Source organism: Vibrio sp. Sgm 5 (assembly GCF_026241575.1).
Classification (GTDB): Bacteria; Pseudomonadota; Gammaproteobacteria; order Enterobacterales; family Vibrionaceae; genus Vibrio; species Vibrio jasicida.
The window spans coordinates 152219-167473 of record NZ_JAPHPY010000001.1; the positions used below are offsets into that span (position 1 = coordinate 152219).

Consider the following 15255-nt stretch of genomic DNA (forward strand, 5'->3'; position numbering starts at 1 on the left):
TACTCAATGTCATGCTGATAGTGCGCGTTAAGACAATGCGCTCATCAGTTCTTCTCGGCGAGACTGAGGGACGACGCTCCAATGGGTGCCGTTGATTGCACCTTCTAACGCCCACAACAACTCAAGGCTTACCGTAGAGGCATGCGTATCTTGGATTGCTTTGTATGCGCTTAAGGCACCTTCTTCTTCTAATTGCTCGACAGAGTCGATGCCTGCTTTCTTCAACATACGTTCAGTTGCTAGGCGTAGATTTGGAAGGTCTTTCAATCGATTAGGCTTGGTGCTCGCTTGCTGTTTTTTTTCTTGCTTAGCAGTCTCAAGAGATTGCTTTGCAACATCAATCAAGCGATCCGTTGAATCCCATAGATCATCAGAAATAGCATAGTATTTCGTGACCACTGGGAAACCACGTTTCTTGTAGACGTACGGTTTTAGTCCTTGAGTCTCGAAGTCAGATGAAGTTTGTTGGTCTGCTCGAATATGAAGTTGATTGTTTACAACTAGTGCGAACATCGTTTCATCGGCGAAAAGCCCGAAGCCACCAAACATTGAGCGCGACTTGATAGTACCAAGTGCCTCAAACAGCTTCATTGAGTCTTTGAGTATCGGTTTATCCATGATGTGTTATCTCGGTGTAATTAATATTACGCCACCAAAAATCAGGTCCGAGAGATTAGCAAATGCATGCAGACACAATGTCATTAAAGGGTAAACTCACTTAATGCATATTTGCCATCGGTAACCCCGCTACCTTCCATCTAATAAGATGGTTCAGGCCGGAGGCTTTGCGTCCCACCCTTTCGAATGGTTTGCCCTGTGCGTGACACTTTGAGAATACTTCGTATATTGAATTAACATCACGTTTCAAACATGAAAGTGTGATCTTGGTTCAGTTAATAGTGATTTTTTGATGTGTTTGGTTTCATATTTGGGAACGGTCCCTTGTCATACAAAAGGTTGACGTAGGAAATGGACTACGCCCAATTAAAACAGCAACTTATCTAAATTAGGGGAGGTATTTATATTCTGAAATGTTTTTGGAATGTTATTTTTAGGCAATAAAAAAGCGCCCTTACGAGCGCTTTATAAAACTTCGGTGCCGCTTAGTTCAGTTTCTTAACTGTGTTGCGAACAACAATTTCTGGCTGCATTTCGAAAATGCGTTTTTCATGTTCTTTGTCTTTGATGCGTTCTAGCAAAATTTCAAAGGCATTCTTACCAACACGACGTTTTGGCTGGTGGATAGTCGTTAGCGGTGGCGAGAAGTACTCTGCTAGCTCGATGTTGTCGTAACCAATGACAGAGATATCTTCTGGTACTTTGATGCCGTTTTGCTGCAAGCGACTCATCAAACCAAGCGCCATGGTATCGTTAAAACAGAAAACGGCAGTCGGGCGTTTGTCCATTGCTGTGATGTTGTCAGCAGCAAGTACGGCAGTATCACACTCAAAGTTACCTTCAAGTACCCAATCTTCATTTACTGCTAAGTTTGCTTCTGCCATTGCGCGGCGGTAACCTGCAATGCGTTCTTGGCACGCGGCTTTTTCGAAGTGACCGCTCAAACAAGCAATATCAGTGTGACCATTGTCGATCAGATATTTTGTTGCGATGTAGCCACCTTCTTCAGAGTTATCAATGATCTTGTCAGCTTGCGAACTCTCTGGACCCCAGTCCATCACCACTTTCGGGATATCTGAATGACGGTCAAGCATCTCTTTTAGCTCTTCCGTTAAGTCAGAACACATCACTAAAATGCCATCTACACGTTTCTCCGCTAGCATGCGAATGTAGTCACGTTGCTTTTCGTAGATACCGCCAGTATTACATAGGATCAGCGTGTAACCTTGACGGTAACAATAGCTCTCAACGCCGTCGATAACTTCTGAGAAGAAAAGGTTAGTCGATTGCGTTACCAACATACCGATAGTGCGAGTTGAGTTACACTTCAAGCTACGTGCAACTGCACTTGGCGCGTAATTTAGTTCATCAACCGCTTTCATTACTTTTTCTTGGGTTGCTTCAGCAACAAAACGCGTTTTGTTGATTACGTGCGAAACTGTTGTGGTAGAAACGCCGGCTAAGCGAGCAACGTCTTTTATAGTGGCCATAAATGATGTCCTGTATCGAGCTACTGAATACCGTAGTGAATACAACCTTACGCTTAGTATGTTGCGCGAATTGAACCATATCTGAAGTTTAAGGTTCAATTAATTAGGCAGCGGTTGTTCCGAAATCGGTATAAAAAGGTTTGTAGCAACATTTGTTGCTGAATCTCATGTTCCTTACTTATATAAGTGAGGAATTGGTCAGCAATCTTGTTAATAAAACACAAAAACCGCCATATTTCAGCGGTTTACATATAAGTCGTATTTAATCGTTTGCGCTCACATTTTAGACTGATGTGGGCACACTAGCAATATTTTCAGCAGGTGTTTTGCGCTATTGAGGTCACATTTTAACTGCTAAATGGAAAGGGCTTCTATGTGCTAGATTAAAAATTAACGAATAAAATAGGGAGCCCGCTTGCGAGCTCCCTGAAATTGGCGGCAATTATTCACCAAGAAGGTAGGTGCTGTCCAGTTTACAAAATGCAATTAATAGTTGCGCAACGCTTACATAGAAACCAAATTCGTCGAATTGCTTACATTTCGCAGCAAACTGTGGCAACCAAGACATAAGATGCTTTTGGATTAAGTCGTTCTGTTTCTCGAACGCTTCTTCCATGTGTTTGTCTTGTTCTAATTCGTTAGAACGAATGATCATGTTACCTAAGAAGTCTAGTTCAACCGCTAAGTGATCCGCTGGCTCTTTCAGGTTCTCATCAACCTGAACACCAAAATCGGCCATCAGTTTTTCCATCTCTTCTGCTGGCTTGTCATTTAAAAGACCAGATTCACCGATGTACATAGATGCGTAAGGCAGTGCACCGTGCTTTTCTGTTTTCAGGAAAAGCTCGCAAAAGTCTGCAGCCAATTCAAGTTGCGCGTCTTCACGATCCTGTAGGCGGTTAAGTGCATCAACAAGGGTATCCACAGCTGGTTTTAATGACTCATTTTCACCAAGGCCAGCCAAAAAGCTTCGAATTTCAACACTGTGGTAGCTTTCTAGTTCTTTCTCTGTCAGTTCTTTTGCGAACAGGCTAGAAAACCACCAATAGATTTCTGCGCGTTTCTCGTTAAAAGCTTTCACTTCTTGCATTTTTTTGCTCCTGAATGGTTATCCCCTAAGTGTAAACAATTAAGATGAATAGCAGTAACTATAATTGTTATCCATTATGGGAAAATGTGCCGGTTTATGAATGGCTGTAAATAAGCTTGCTTTGAATCAATAAAATCGCAAAATCTTGCTTTTTAATGTATCTATGACTAGAAATGTTACTAGTTATGAATAGAATACGTCTTGGAAAATAAAAAAGACAGAAAGTGGTGTAAATGAGCTATCACGTATTAGTCGTAGAAGATGATGTTGTAACTCGTAGTAAGCTTGCGGGCTACTTCCAAAATGAAGGCTACAAAGTCAGTGAAGCAGAAAGCGGTGCAGAAATGCGCGAAGTGCTTCAAGGTGGTGATGTGGACCTTATCATGCTGGATATTAACCTGCCCGGTGAAGACGGTCTTATGCTTACGCGTGAATTACGCAGCCAATCAGATATCGGCATCATATTAGTGACAGGACGCACGGATAGCATTGACAAAATCGTTGGCCTAGAAATGGGTGCAGACGATTATGTGACAAAGCCTTTTGAATTAAGGGAATTATTGGTTCGCGTTAAGAACCTGTTGTGGCGCATTTCTGCAGCTCGCAATGGTTCACAAAAAATCGCGAACGACACTAATGAAGAACACATTGTACGTTTCGGTGAGTGGACGTTTGATATTCAACGTCGTGCTCTTAGCCGTAATGGTGAGCCCGTGAAACTAACCAAAGCTGAATATGAGCTTTTGGTCGCACTCTCATCGTACCCAAATCAGGTATTAAGCCGCGAACGTATTTTGAATATGATCAGCCACCGAGTGGATGCGCCAAACGATCGTACTATTGATGTATTGATTCGACGCATGCGCGCTAAGATGGAGTTTGATCCGAAGAACCCACAAATCTTTGTGACGGTTCATGGTGAAGGCTACATGTTCGCGGGTGACTAATTCATAGCGACAAAGAAAAAGGAGAGCATAGGCTCTCCTTTTTTGTGTCTGCAATTTAGCGATGATGGACTTCATCTGCGATTGGTAAGCCTTCTATGGCTGCGCCACTTCAGGATCTTCAACTTCAACCATCGGTGTTTGACCTACGTTATCACGCAGTTTTTGCCATAACCCGCCAAGGTATTCATGCCAATACAGCTCAGTTTGCTCTAAGTAGCGAGCTTTTGGCGCGTACTTTTGCCAAGGTTGTTCGATATCATCAATCGCCATGAAGTTCGTTGGGGCAGGGATTGGCTTAATGCCCGCTGCGTTGAATTCATAAAGAGCACGCTTCATGTGACTGGCTGAAGTCACTAAAACAATGTCTTTCTGCTTAACAAATGCGGCAGCTTGGCGTGCTTCTTCCCAAGTATCTTTGGCATCCTCTAATAAAATAATATCGGATTTTGCGACACCTAGGGAAAGCGCTACGTTTGCCATCATACGAGCATGGCTGATTTCAGAGCCACCTGCGTAACCGGAAAGAATTAACTTCGCACCTGGGTACATACGCAAAATACGAATACCCTCAGTTAAACGCATTAAAGCGGTACGGCTCAGTTGAGACGTTGGTGGTATTTCATCATCTACCACGTGTCCATTACCAAGAACCATAACGTAGTCCACAGTGCCAGAAACCGGCAAGAACGCTTTGTACTCGCGTTCTAGAGGCATAAGAAGCTTGGTTGAAACGGGTTGGAAGGCAACAAGGAAGATGCCAACAAAAGAGAAAAGAACAACAAAGCAGCCAGTTTTACGTTTAGTGGTAAAACTGATGAGAGCAAGACCTAACAAGCCTATCAGTAGCAATGCTGGTAATGGCATCAGCAAGGCTGACATTACTTTTTTCAGCTCAAACATACATAAATAGTCCGAAAAAACATCAATTGATAATAAAAATGAGGATAACCCTCTTTATTCCTGCTTTCCTTGTGCCAGAATAGCGGCACAATCCGTTATGATAACTCAGCAGAAGTGACAGAAGACCGCAATTTCGACGATATCGCCCACAAATTTGCAAAAAATATTTACGGCTCCGATAAAGGGGAGATCCGCCAAATCATTGTGTGGGAAGATTTTCTACAGATTCTAAGTGAATTAGACGCCGACCATCAAGCCCTCCAAGTACTTGATGCCGGAGGTGGCTTAGCACAATTGTCGCAAAAGCTTGCTAAGCTCGGACATCACGTCGCTTTATGTGATCTATCTTCGGAAATGCTGCAACTAGCGAAACAGGATATTGAAAAAAACGGTTTGCTTGAGCAGTATCGCCTGATTCATTCACCTGTCCAATCCATTGGTGAGCATATGGACGCGCAGGTGGATCTTGTCATGTTCCATGCTGTGATGGAGTGGCTCGTTGATCCAAAAACGGCACTCGAAACGGTATTGGAGCAGGTCAAACCGGGGGGCATTGCATCGGTTATGTTCTATAACCACCACGGCTTAGTCTATAAAAATGTGGTTTGTGGCAACATTCCTCATATTTTAGACGGCATGCCTCATCGGAAAAGATTTAAACTACAGCCACAAAAAGGCCTAAAACCCGAAGAGGTCTATCAATGGATAGAAGATTCTGGTTTTAGTATTTGTGGTAAATCTGGTATTCGTTCCTTTAGTGATTACATAGGTAATATGGAATACATGGGCGATTACGAGTTTGAAGATGTGTTGGCGCTAGAAAAACAACTTTGTCGACAAGAGCCATACCTCTCATTAGGCCGCTATATCCACGTGTGGGCTAAGAAGAACGATAAACAGGAATAACGATGAGTGAGATGACTCTCAATGCTGCAGAGCAACCAATCGATGAGTTGGTTGGCTGGGTTAAGCAGCACGATTTCTCGTTGAACCTGACCACTGAGCGACTGGCGTTTTTGATTGCCATCGCCGTACTAAGTAATGAAAGGTTCGATGAAGAATTGGGTGAAGGTGAATTGCACGACGCATTTGCCATCGTCACTCGACTATTTGATGAGACGGGCGAAGCTTCGGCTTTCCGCGCGAATAATGCCATCAACGAGATGGTTAAGCAGCGTCTTATGAGCCGTTTTGTCAGTGAGATTACTGACGGAGCGAGCATTTACCGCTTGTCGCCATTAGCGATAGGAATCACCGATTATTACGTGCGTCATCGCGAGTTCTCGAAACTGCGTCTTTCTATTCAGCTATCGATGGTAGCGGATGAAATGGCAAAAGCGATTGAAGCAGCACAAAAAGGTGGCACTCCGGGCCACTGGAAGAAAAACGTTTACGGAATTTTGAAATATTCTGTAGGCGAAATCTTCGATCAAATCGACCTTAACCAACGTGTGATGGATGAGCAGCAACAGTCTGTGAAACAACAGATTGCAGACCTGCTTAACAAAGACTGGCGTGAAGCGATCAACAACTGTGAAGCGCTACTGTCAGAAACCTCCAGCACGTTGCGTGAACTTCAAGATACGCTGCAAGCTGCCAGTGATGAACTGCAAACTCAGATCCTAGATATCCAAGAGATCGTCTACGGTGACCCTGAACTTGAATTCATCGATGAAGCGTTGTTTGGTCTGCAAATGAAGCTAGACCGAATTACCAGCTGGGGCCAGCAAGCGATCGACCTTTGGATTGGTTATGACCGACACGTGCACAAGTTCATCCGTACCGCTATCGATATGGATAAGAACCGTGCATTTAGCTCGCGTTTGCGTCAATCCATGAAAGATTACTTCGATATGCCTTGGTATCTGACTTATGCAGATGCGGAAAGGCTTTCTGACCTTCGTGACGAAGCTTTGGTACTGCGTGATGACGAAGTCACTGGCCAAGTTCCGATGGAAGTGGAATACGAAGAGTTTCAACAAGTCAATGATGAGTTGGCAGAGCGAATTGGTGACATGCTGAAAGCGCATAAAGATCAAGGCACACCAATCGACTTGAGCGTGGTTCTGCGAGATTACCTTGCACAGCACCCATATACTCATCACTTTGATTTAGCTCGCATTGTCGTTGATCAGGCGGTTCGTCTGGGTTATTCAGAATCCGACTATCAAGCCATTCAGCCAGACTGGAAAGCAATCAACGAATTTGGGGCAAAGGTACAAGCGAATGTCATCGACCGATACTAATGAATACATGTCAGATAATCTGGCAAAAGCAATTTCTAACCCTCTGTTCCCAGCGCTAGATAGCATGCTTCGAGCAGGGCGCCATGTTTCAAGTGAAGATCTAGACAACCACGCGTTGTTGTCGGATTTCGAACTTGAGCTTTCTTCTTTTTACCAGCGTTACAACACCGAATTGGTGAAAGCGCCAGAAGGTTTCTTCTACCTTCGCCCACGTTCTACTTCTTTGATTGGTCGTAGTGTCCTTTCTGAGCTGGATATGCTGGTGGGTAAGGTACTGTGTTTCCTTTACCTAAGCCCGGAGCGTCTTGCGCACGAAGGCATCTTCACTAACCAAGAGTTATACGACGAACTGCTTGCACTAGCAGATGAAAACAAGCTGATGAAGCTAGTGACGAACCGCGCAACCGGTTCTGACCTTGATAAAGAAAAGCTGTTTGAAAAAGTACGTACGTCACTTCGTCGTCTGCGCCGCCTAGGCATGATCATCAACATCGGTGAAACGGGTAAATTCAGCATCAGCGAAGCGGTATTCCGTTTTGGTGCTGATGTACGTGTTGGCGATGATGTGCGTGAAGCACAGTTGCGTCTGATCCGTGATGGTGAAGCGGTAGTGCACACTAAAGAACCAAGTCAAGGCAGCCTATTGTCTGAAGAAGAACAAGACGACCAAGCCCAAGAAGAAATTAAAGAAGAGGGTGAAGCATGAGCATGATTGAACGCGGTAAATACCAATCGCTGACCATGGTCAACTGGAACGGCTTCTTTGCCCGTACGTTTGACATCGATGGTCTGGTCACCACGCTATCAGGTGGTAATGGTGCAGGTAAATCAACCACTATGGCGGCATTCATCACCGCACTGATTCCTGACCAAACGCTACTGCACTTCCGTAACACGACAGAAGCAGGCAGCAGCCAGTCGTCTCGCGACAAAGGTTTGTACGGTAAGCTACAACCGGGCGCGTGTTACGCGGCGCTGGACGTGGTGAACTCACGTAACCAACGTCTATTGTTCGCAGTAAAACTGCAGCAAGTTGCGGGTCGTGATAAGAAAGTAGACATCAAACCGTTTGTTATCCAAGGTCTTCCAAGTCATGTGAAACCAACGGATATCTTGGTTGAAAGCGTATCTGCGACTCAAGCTCGTGTACGTCAAATCAACGAAGTAAAAGAATCGATCGCCGAGTTTGAGGGCGTTCAATTCAAAGCGTTCTCTTCTATTGTGGATTACCACGCGCAAATGTTTGAATTCGGTGTGATTCCGAAGAAACTGCGTAACTCTGGTGACCGTTCTAAATTCTACCGCCTGATCGAAGCATCGCTTTACGGTGGTATCTCAAGTGCAATTACACGCTCGCTACGTGATTACCTTCTGCCACAAAACGGCGGCGTGAAGAAAGCGTTCCAAGATATGGAATCGGCGCTGCGTGAAAACCGCATGACACTAGAAGCGATCAAAACCACGCAAGCAGACCGAGACTTGTTCAAACACTTGATCACAGAGTCGACTAACTACGTGGCCGCGGACTACATGCGTCACGCGAACGATCGTCGCAATAAGCTGGATAAAACGCTGTCATTGCGTTCAGAGCTGTTCGGTTCTCGTGAAACTCTCGTTGAGCAAAACAACCTGCTTAACCGTGTTCAAGAAGAGCTAGAACTGTTGATCGAGTCGGAATCTGCGCTAGAGCAGGATTACCAAGCTGCTTCTGATCACTTGCAATTGGTGCAAAACGCACTGCGTCAGCAAGAGAAGATCGAACGCTACCAAGAAGATCTTGAAGAGCTGAGTGAGCGTCTTGAAGAACAGATGATGGTAGTGGAAGAAGCGCAAGAACGCGTGATGATGGTAGAAGAGCAAGCGACTGTTGCGGAAGAAGAGGTGGATAGCCTTAAGACGCAATTGGCAGACTACCAACAAGCGCTCGACGTTCAGCAAACTCGTGCCCTTCAATACCAACAAGCGGTTCAAGCGCTGGAAAAAGCGAAACAACTACTTGGTGACGACAGCCTAACGGCAGAATCGGCGCAAGCGCTTGTTGCTGAGCTTAAGAGCAAAGAATCAGAAAGCACCAACGCTTTGCTATCGGTTAAGCACAAACTGGATATGTCTTCTGCAGCGGCAGAGCAGTTCGAAACCGCACTTAAACTGGTACAAAGCATCGTTGGTCAAGTTGAGCGCAAAGATGCGTCTGAACATGCGAAAACCGCAATTGCGAAAGCGCGTGAATCTCAGCAAGTCGCGCAAAACGAACAACAATGGCGTGCACAGCACCGTGACCTTGAGCGTAGCCTTAACCAGCAACGTCAAGCACGTGAGCTCGTTAACGAATACCAAAAGCAGTTCCATGTTGAACTGACTGACGAAATCACGTTTGAACAAGAACGTGAGCGTCACGCGATGCAAATCGACTCGCTAGAGATGACGCAAGAAGACGTGCGTGAACAACGCAGCGAACAGCGTCGTCTAGAGCAAGATGCAGCGGCGGAAATCAACAAGCTAGAAGCCATTGCACCAACGTGGATTGCGGCGAACGATGCACTAGAAAAACTGCGTGAGCAAAGTGGCGCTGAGCTAGAAGATAGCCAGTCGGTCATGAGCCAAATGCAAGTGGTGCTTGAGAAAGAGAAAACCCTTTCTCTGGCGAAAGATAAACTGGCAGAGCGTCGTAGTCAGCTTGATACTGAGATTGAGCGTCTTGCTTCTCCTGGTGGTTCAAACGACCCTCGTCTGAAAGGTTTGGCAGATACTCTAGGCGGCGTATTGCTGTCAGAGATCTATGATGACATCACTATTGATGACGCGCCTTACTTCAGTGCGATGTACGGTCCGGCTCGTCACGCTATCGTTGTTTCTGACCTATCTGGTATCGAAGAGAAACTGGTAGAGCTAGACGACTGTCCAGAAGACTTGTACATCATTGAAGGTGACATCGATGCCTTTGATGACAGCTCATTCGACGCAGAAGAGTTAGAAGGCGCGGTTTGTGTTCGCATGAACGATCGCCAAATGCGTTACTCTCGCTTGCCTGAAATCCCATTGTTTGGTCGTGCAGCACGTGAGCAACGTTTAGAGCTACTGCGTAACGAACGTGAGGAAGTGGTTGAGAAGCATGCGAAAGCAGCATTCGATTCGCAAAAAATGCAGCGTCTGTACCAAGCGTTCAACCAGTTCGTGGCAAGCCACATTCAAGTAGCATTCGAAGCTGACCCAGAGCAAACGCTGGCAACCATTCGCGACAAGCGTAACCAAATCGCTCGCGTACTGGCTGATCTGGATGCGAAAGAACAACAACAACGTTCTCAGCTTCAAACCAGCAAGCAAGCGTTGTCTTCTCTAGACAAGCTAGCACCAAACATGGCGTTGATTGAAGACGAGTCGCTGCAAGCACGCTTTGATGAGTTGGAAGAGAAAATCGCCCAGCTTTCAGAAGCAAAAGCTTTCCTAAATAACCACGCGAAAGCGGTGGCGGAACTGGAAAAAGTTGCAGTTGCCCTAGATGCTGACCCAGAGCAATTCGACGCGCTAGAAGCGGAATACAAAGCGGCAGACCAACAGCTGCAAGATCTTAAGAAGCAAATCTTTGCACTCTCAGATCTCGTTGAACGTCGTCACTACTTCGCTTACTCAGACTCAGTAGACTTACTGAACAAGAGCAGCGAATTGAGTGAGCAGTTAAAAGCGAAATTGGTTCAAGCGGAGCAGATGCGCACACGCTCTCGTGAAGAGTTGAAGCAATCGCAAGGTCAAATGAACCAATACAATCAAGTGTTAGCGTCTCTGAAGAGTTCACACCAAGCGAAGCTTGAGACGGTCCAAGAGTTCAAGCAAGAGTTGCAAGAGTTTGGTGTTAACGCAGACGAAGGTTCAGAAGAACGTGCAATGCGTCGTCGTGACGAGCTGCATGAGCGTCTGCATACGTCTCGTGGCCGTAAGAGTGAATACGAACGTACCATTACTTCTACTGAGCTAGAAATGAAGGGTTTGGCGAAACGTCTGAAGAAAGTTCAGAAAGAATACGTTGAGCTGCGTACGTTCGTGGTTGCCGCGAAAGCAGGCTGGTGCTCAGTACTGCGCCTAGCGCGTGAGAACGATGTTGAGCGTCGTCTACACAAACGTGAACTGGCTTACATGTCAGCGGATGAACTGCGTTCAATGTCGGATAAATCATTGGGTGCGCTACGTCTAGCGGTTGCGAACAACGATGATCTTCGTGATGCGCTGCGTCTATCAGAAGACAATGCACGTCCAGAGCGTAAGGTTCTGTTCTACATCGCGGTTTACCAACATCTTCGTGAACGTATTCGTCAAGATATCATCCGTACTGATGATCCAGTCGAAGCGATCGAAGAGATGGAAGTAGAGCTAGCGCGTCTAACGGAAGAGCTAACGCAACGTGAAAACCGCCTAGCGATCAGCTCTGAGTCAGTAGCAAGCATCATCAAGAAGACGATTCAGCGTGAGCAAAACCGTATCCGTATGCTGAACCAAGGTTTGTCGAACATCTCGTTCGGTCAGGTGAAGGGCGTACGTCTAAACGTGAAGATCCGCGAAAGTCACGAAGTGCTACTGAACGGTCTAGCGACACAGCAAGAGCAGCATAAAGATCTGTTTGAATCGACTCGCTTTACCTTCTCTGAAGCAATGGCGAAACTGTTCCAACGCGTGAACCCACACATCGATATGGGTCAACGTTCTCCTCAGGTTTTGGGTGAAGAGTTATTGGATTACCGTAACTACCTAGAGCTAAGTGTAGAAGTGAACCGTGGTACAGATGGCTGGTTGCAAGCGGAATCTGGCGCGCTATCAACAGGTGAGGCGATCGGTACTGGTCAGTCAATCCTATTGATGGTTGTTCAGAGCTGGGAAGAAGAATCACGCCGTTTGCGCAGCAAAGACATTGTACCTTGTCGTTTGCTCTTCTTGGATGAAGCAGCGCGTCTGGATACAAAATCGATCGCGACGTTGTTTGAATTGTGTGACCGTCTGGATATGCAGCTTCTTATCGCAGCGCCAGAAAACATCAGCCCAGAGAAAGGGACGACCTACAAACTGGTGCGTAAGGTGTTTAAAGATCACGAACACGTACACGTGGTTGGTTTACGTGGCTTTGGTCAAACAGACAAACCTAAGACCGAAGCGCAAGAGATGATTGAAGAGTTTGAATCCTAAACTCCGAATCTAATAAAACGCCCGCAATGAATGCGGGCGTTTTTGTTTCTGTTCTGATGAACAACAAGCTTACAACTGAGGCGCTTGTCGTCGATATTGTCTTGGTGAGTCCCCGCTCCATTTACGAAAGGCGCAGCGAAAGTTTGCGCTGTCTGAAAAGCCAATACGTTCGGAGATCTCTTCAACGCTCATTTGTGTCGATGCGAGATAGTGACGCGCTAAGTGGAAGCGAACATGGTCGAGGATTTGCTGATAGCTGGTCTCTTCCGATTTAAGGTGGCGTCGTAGCGTTCTTGAAGACATGCTTAATTCACTGGACAGTTGCTCTATCGACGGATAGCTCCCCGGCCTTTCGACGAACATTTGTGTGATCTTCTCTTTTAAACTGGCACTGCCACTCACTTTTGCCAACATTTCATCGCAAGACTTCAAGCACATTTGTAGCGTCATTGTATTTGCTGCAGGTAGCGGCTCATATAAGCTGGTGGCATCAAACTGCCATTCTAAACGATCACTATTGAATTCAATTTCGCAATGGAACACTTGTTCGTAAAGTTCGCTGTGTTCTGGTTCAGGATAGGGGAAGCGGATCACCTTCGAAGGGAAAGGCTTCTGCATTACCTCCTCACACAAGCTTTGAATGGCCGCGAACCAATATTCACAACAAAATGGCAGTAGTGATTGTAGATCGATAAGTTGCTCTGCACGAAAGTAGCCCGAATTATCTTCCACCCACATTTTTTTCTTTAAAACGGGTCCTGCCAGCCGAAGATACTTAAAGCCCATCATCAAAGCATCGAGTAGGGTGCTACTGCTGAAAACGGCATACCCAAGTACGCCAAAGTCACTAAATCGAGCTTGTTGTCCTACTTTTAGGCCAAGCCCCGGTTCTCCTGAATGAGCAATTGCGTTACTAAAAATGGTCAGTTTCTGAGCAAGGGTAATATGCGTGTCCGGCGCATAAAGTTCGAGAGCAGTAATACCACTGCCTTCAAGTAACGTTTCTACCTTTATATTGGGCTCAAGGTCGCGTGTGAGTAGCTGCAAGTCCAAAACACCACAGGATTCGGTATCTGGCTCATAAACTGCGGTGTATTCCATGCGTTTCTCCTCTACAATCGGATCAATCCTAGCGGGTATTGAGATGCTATTCAGTCATGCTTGTCGCAAAGCTGTCCGAATATCACCGTTTATTGTCTTTTTGTAACCTGTGCGACATGTTATCAAAATGTTGTAATTGAATAAAATGCACGGTAGGAGAGAAACATGAATGTACTGGCAACGCAAAATAAGGAAATACAACGCGAACAAGGCACGTTTGCAACCAATGATCCTTTAGTCGGTGAGCTCACCATGTGGTTCTCGGAATTACAGTCTGCATACCAAGCTGAGCCGAACGCGACATTTGCGGTGAGAAAGCACCGACTCTTGGCGTTAAAGAAACAACTGTCCCGTTATCAAGACGTCTTGGCAGACGCGATGAGTGAAGATTTTGGTGGCCGGAGTCACACCGAGTCCATTATGGCTGATGTGCTTGCGCCTATCCTCGATATCAACCATGTTGTTCGCCACCTTAAAGGTTGGATGAAGCCAAGTCGAAGACCAACAGAGTGGTTATTCAAGGGCAATAAGCTGGAAGTGCGTTATCAACCAAAAGGGGTAGTTGGTATCATCTGTCCTTGGAATTTCCCGCTTTATCTGTCGATTGGTCCTATGATCACTGCGTTGGCTGCGGGTAATCGCTGCATGATTAAAATGCCACCAAATTGCCCGGCAACCACTCGACAAATGCGTCGTATGTTAGGCGAAATATTCCCTGAGAACTTAGTTCGTATTGTGGATGGCAACCACCCAGAGGCGATGGAAATCTCTCATCTACCTTTTGATCACCTTGTGTTCACTGGGTCACCAGCCAGCGGAAAAATCATCATGGCCAATGCGGCAGCGAATCTAACGCCTGTGACCTTAGAGCTAGGTGGTAAATCCCCTGTGGTGGTATTTGATGATTATGACGTTGCAAAAGCCGCAGAGCGCATTGCTCATGGTAAAGGTTTTAATTCAGGGCAAATTTGTATCGCACCAGATTACGCGTTTGTGCCAGAAGGTAAGCAAGCAGCGTTTGTTGAGGCGTTAAAGCACGCACATCAAACCATGTACGGTGAGATCAAAGCCAATCAGGATTACACCGCGTTAGTCGATGATGCCCAGCACAAACGATTCCACGATCTACTGGCGGATGCACGTGATAAAGGGGCGACTATCACTCAATGCCTCGACTATGGTGAAGGGCGTAAAACACCGCTGTACATCGCTACCAACCTGACACCCGAAATGCGTATTTGCCAAGAGGAAATTTTTGGCCCGCTTCTTCCTATTCACACTTACCGTTCTCTCGATGAGGTAATTCAATACATTATCGAGAGGCCACGACCGCTAGCATGTTACTTATTTAGCAATAATGCCGCGCAACGCGAAATCTTGCTTACTCAAACCCATAGTGGTGGTGTCACGATCAACGACTGGGGGTGGCATGTACTCAACCATTCAGTGCCATTTGGTGGCGTGGGTAACTCCGGCATTGGTAATTACCATGGAGAAGAAGGTTTTCGCGAACTCAGCCATGCGCGCACGGTACTAAAAATGCGCGATTGGTTCCCGATTCAGTTGTTTGCACCGCCATATGGCAACATGGTGCAGAAGCTGGTACTGCGAGTGTTTGCGGGCAAACCCGACCCAGATTTAAACAAGCACTCATAACCCTCGATACTTACCTCTCTACATAAAGAATCTTC

11 protein-coding genes and 1 riboswitch are annotated in these 15255 nt (G+C 46.0%); of the genes, 6 read left to right on the forward strand and 5 right to left on the reverse strand.

From position 1 onward, the window contains the following. Nucleotides 1–27: 27 nt before the first annotated feature. From OQJ86_RS00640 to torD, 3 genes are all read right to left on the reverse strand, one after another. A complete protein-coding gene (locus OQJ86_RS00640; protein WP_038866763.1) occupies nt 28–618 on the reverse strand; it encodes a TfoX/Sxy family DNA transformation protein in 591 nt (196 codons plus the stop codon). Between the two features lie 116 nt (nt 619–734). Next, nucleotides 735–824, reverse strand: a riboswitch (cyclic di-GMP riboswitch). 279 nt (nt 825–1103) lie between these two features. Then, nucleotides 1104–2108, reverse strand: coding sequence for an HTH-type transcriptional repressor PurR (purR, locus tag OQJ86_RS00645; RefSeq protein ID WP_038866766.1), 1005 nt, complete (start codon nt 2106–2108; stop codon nt 1104–1106). A gap of 442 nt (nt 2109–2550) precedes the next feature. After that, the gene (torD, locus tag OQJ86_RS00650) at nt 2551–3198 is read right to left on the reverse strand and encodes a molecular chaperone TorD (protein WP_039976227.1); all 648 of its coding nucleotides are present in this window, start codon (nt 3196–3198) and stop codon (nt 2551–2553) included. A 233-nt stretch (nt 3199–3431) separates the two neighbouring features. On the opposite strand from torD, the gene torR reads away from it, so the two are divergent. Continuing rightward, complete coding sequence (gene torR, locus OQJ86_RS00655) at nt 3432–4145, forward strand: two-component system response regulator TorR (protein WP_038866769.1); 714 nt, start codon at nt 3432–3434, stop codon at nt 4143–4145. Nucleotides 4146–4238: 93 nt separating this feature from the next. On the opposite strand, the gene elyC is transcribed toward torR, so the two are convergent. Next, complete coding sequence (gene elyC, locus OQJ86_RS00660; RefSeq protein WP_038866771.1) at nt 4239–5045, reverse strand: envelope biogenesis factor ElyC; 807 nt, start codon at nt 5043–5045, stop codon at nt 4239–4241. 114 nt (nt 5046–5159) lie between these two features. Here elyC and cmoM point away from each other — a divergent pair, with 114 nt between their 5' ends. Genes cmoM through mukB form a run of 4 tightly spaced genes read left to right on the forward strand, consistent with a single transcriptional unit; the run spans nt 5160 to nt 12463 of the window. Next, a complete protein-coding gene (cmoM, locus tag OQJ86_RS00665; RefSeq protein ID WP_038867153.1) occupies nt 5160–5951 on the forward strand; it encodes a tRNA uridine 5-oxyacetic acid(34) methyltransferase CmoM in 792 nt (263 codons plus the stop codon). 2 nt (nt 5952–5953) lie between these two features. Continuing rightward, complete coding sequence (gene mukF / locus OQJ86_RS00670; RefSeq protein ID WP_038866773.1) at nt 5954–7291, forward strand: chromosome partition protein MukF; 1338 nt, start codon at nt 5954–5956, stop codon at nt 7289–7291. Further along, nucleotides 7272–7997 carry a chromosome partition protein MukE gene (gene mukE, locus OQJ86_RS00675; RefSeq protein ID WP_038866775.1) on the forward strand — a complete coding sequence of 242 codons (726 nt, stop codon included), beginning with the start codon at nt 7272–7274 and terminating at the stop codon, nt 7995–7997. The genes mukF and mukE overlap by 20 nt, the downstream gene beginning before the upstream one ends. 2 nt (nt 7998–7999) lie before the next feature. Beyond that, nucleotides 8000–12463, forward strand: coding sequence for a chromosome partition protein MukB (gene mukB, locus OQJ86_RS00680; RefSeq protein ID WP_265985355.1), 4464 nt, complete (start codon nt 8000–8002; stop codon nt 12461–12463). 69 nt (nt 12464–12532) lie between these two features. On the opposite strand, the gene OQJ86_RS00685 is transcribed toward mukB, so the two are convergent. Next, nucleotides 12533–13564: an AraC family transcriptional regulator gene (locus tag OQJ86_RS00685; protein ID WP_265985153.1), complete on the reverse strand. Its 1032-nt coding sequence runs from the start codon at nt 13562–13564 to the stop codon at nt 12533–12535. A 165-nt stretch (nt 13565–13729) separates the two neighbouring features. Between OQJ86_RS00685 and OQJ86_RS00690 the strand changes: the two genes are divergently transcribed. Then, nucleotides 13730–15220 carry a coniferyl aldehyde dehydrogenase gene (locus tag OQJ86_RS00690; protein ID WP_104034427.1) on the forward strand — a complete coding sequence of 497 codons (1491 nt, stop codon included), beginning with the start codon at nt 13730–13732 and terminating at the stop codon, nt 15218–15220. Nucleotides 15221–15255 lie beyond the last annotated feature (35 nt).

Coding starts and splice junctions, on each gene's coding strand:
- OQJ86_RS00640 (WP_038866763.1), bottom strand. CDS start 618: ATGGATAAACCGATACTCAAAGACTCAATGAAGCTGTTTGAGGCACTT.
- purR (WP_038866766.1), bottom strand. CDS start 2,108: ATGGCCACTATAAAAGACGTTGCTCGCTTAGCCGGCGTTTCTACCACA.
- torD (WP_039976227.1), bottom strand. CDS start 3,198: ATGCAAGAAGTGAAAGCTTTTAACGAGAAACGCGCAGAAATCTATTGG.
- elyC (WP_038866771.1), bottom strand. CDS start 5,045: ATGTTTGAGCTGAAAAAAGTAATGTCAGCCTTGCTGATGCCATTACCA.
- torR (WP_038866769.1), top strand. CDS start 3,432: ATGAGCTATCACGTATTAGTCGTAGAAGATGATGTTGTAACTCGTAGT.
- OQJ86_RS00690 (WP_104034427.1), top strand. CDS start 13,730: ATGAATGTACTGGCAACGCAAAATAAGGAAATACAACGCGAACAAGGC.
- mukB (WP_265985355.1), top strand. CDS start 8,000: ATGATTGAACGCGGTAAATACCAATCGCTGACCATGGTCAACTGGAAC.
- mukF (WP_038866773.1), top strand. CDS start 5,954: ATGAGTGAGATGACTCTCAATGCTGCAGAGCAACCAATCGATGAGTTG.
- mukE (WP_038866775.1), top strand. CDS start 7,272: ATGTCATCGACCGATACTAATGAATACATGTCAGATAATCTGGCAAAA.
- OQJ86_RS00685 (WP_265985153.1), bottom strand. CDS start 13,564: ATGGAATACACCGCAGTTTATGAGCCAGATACCGAATCCTGTGGTGTT.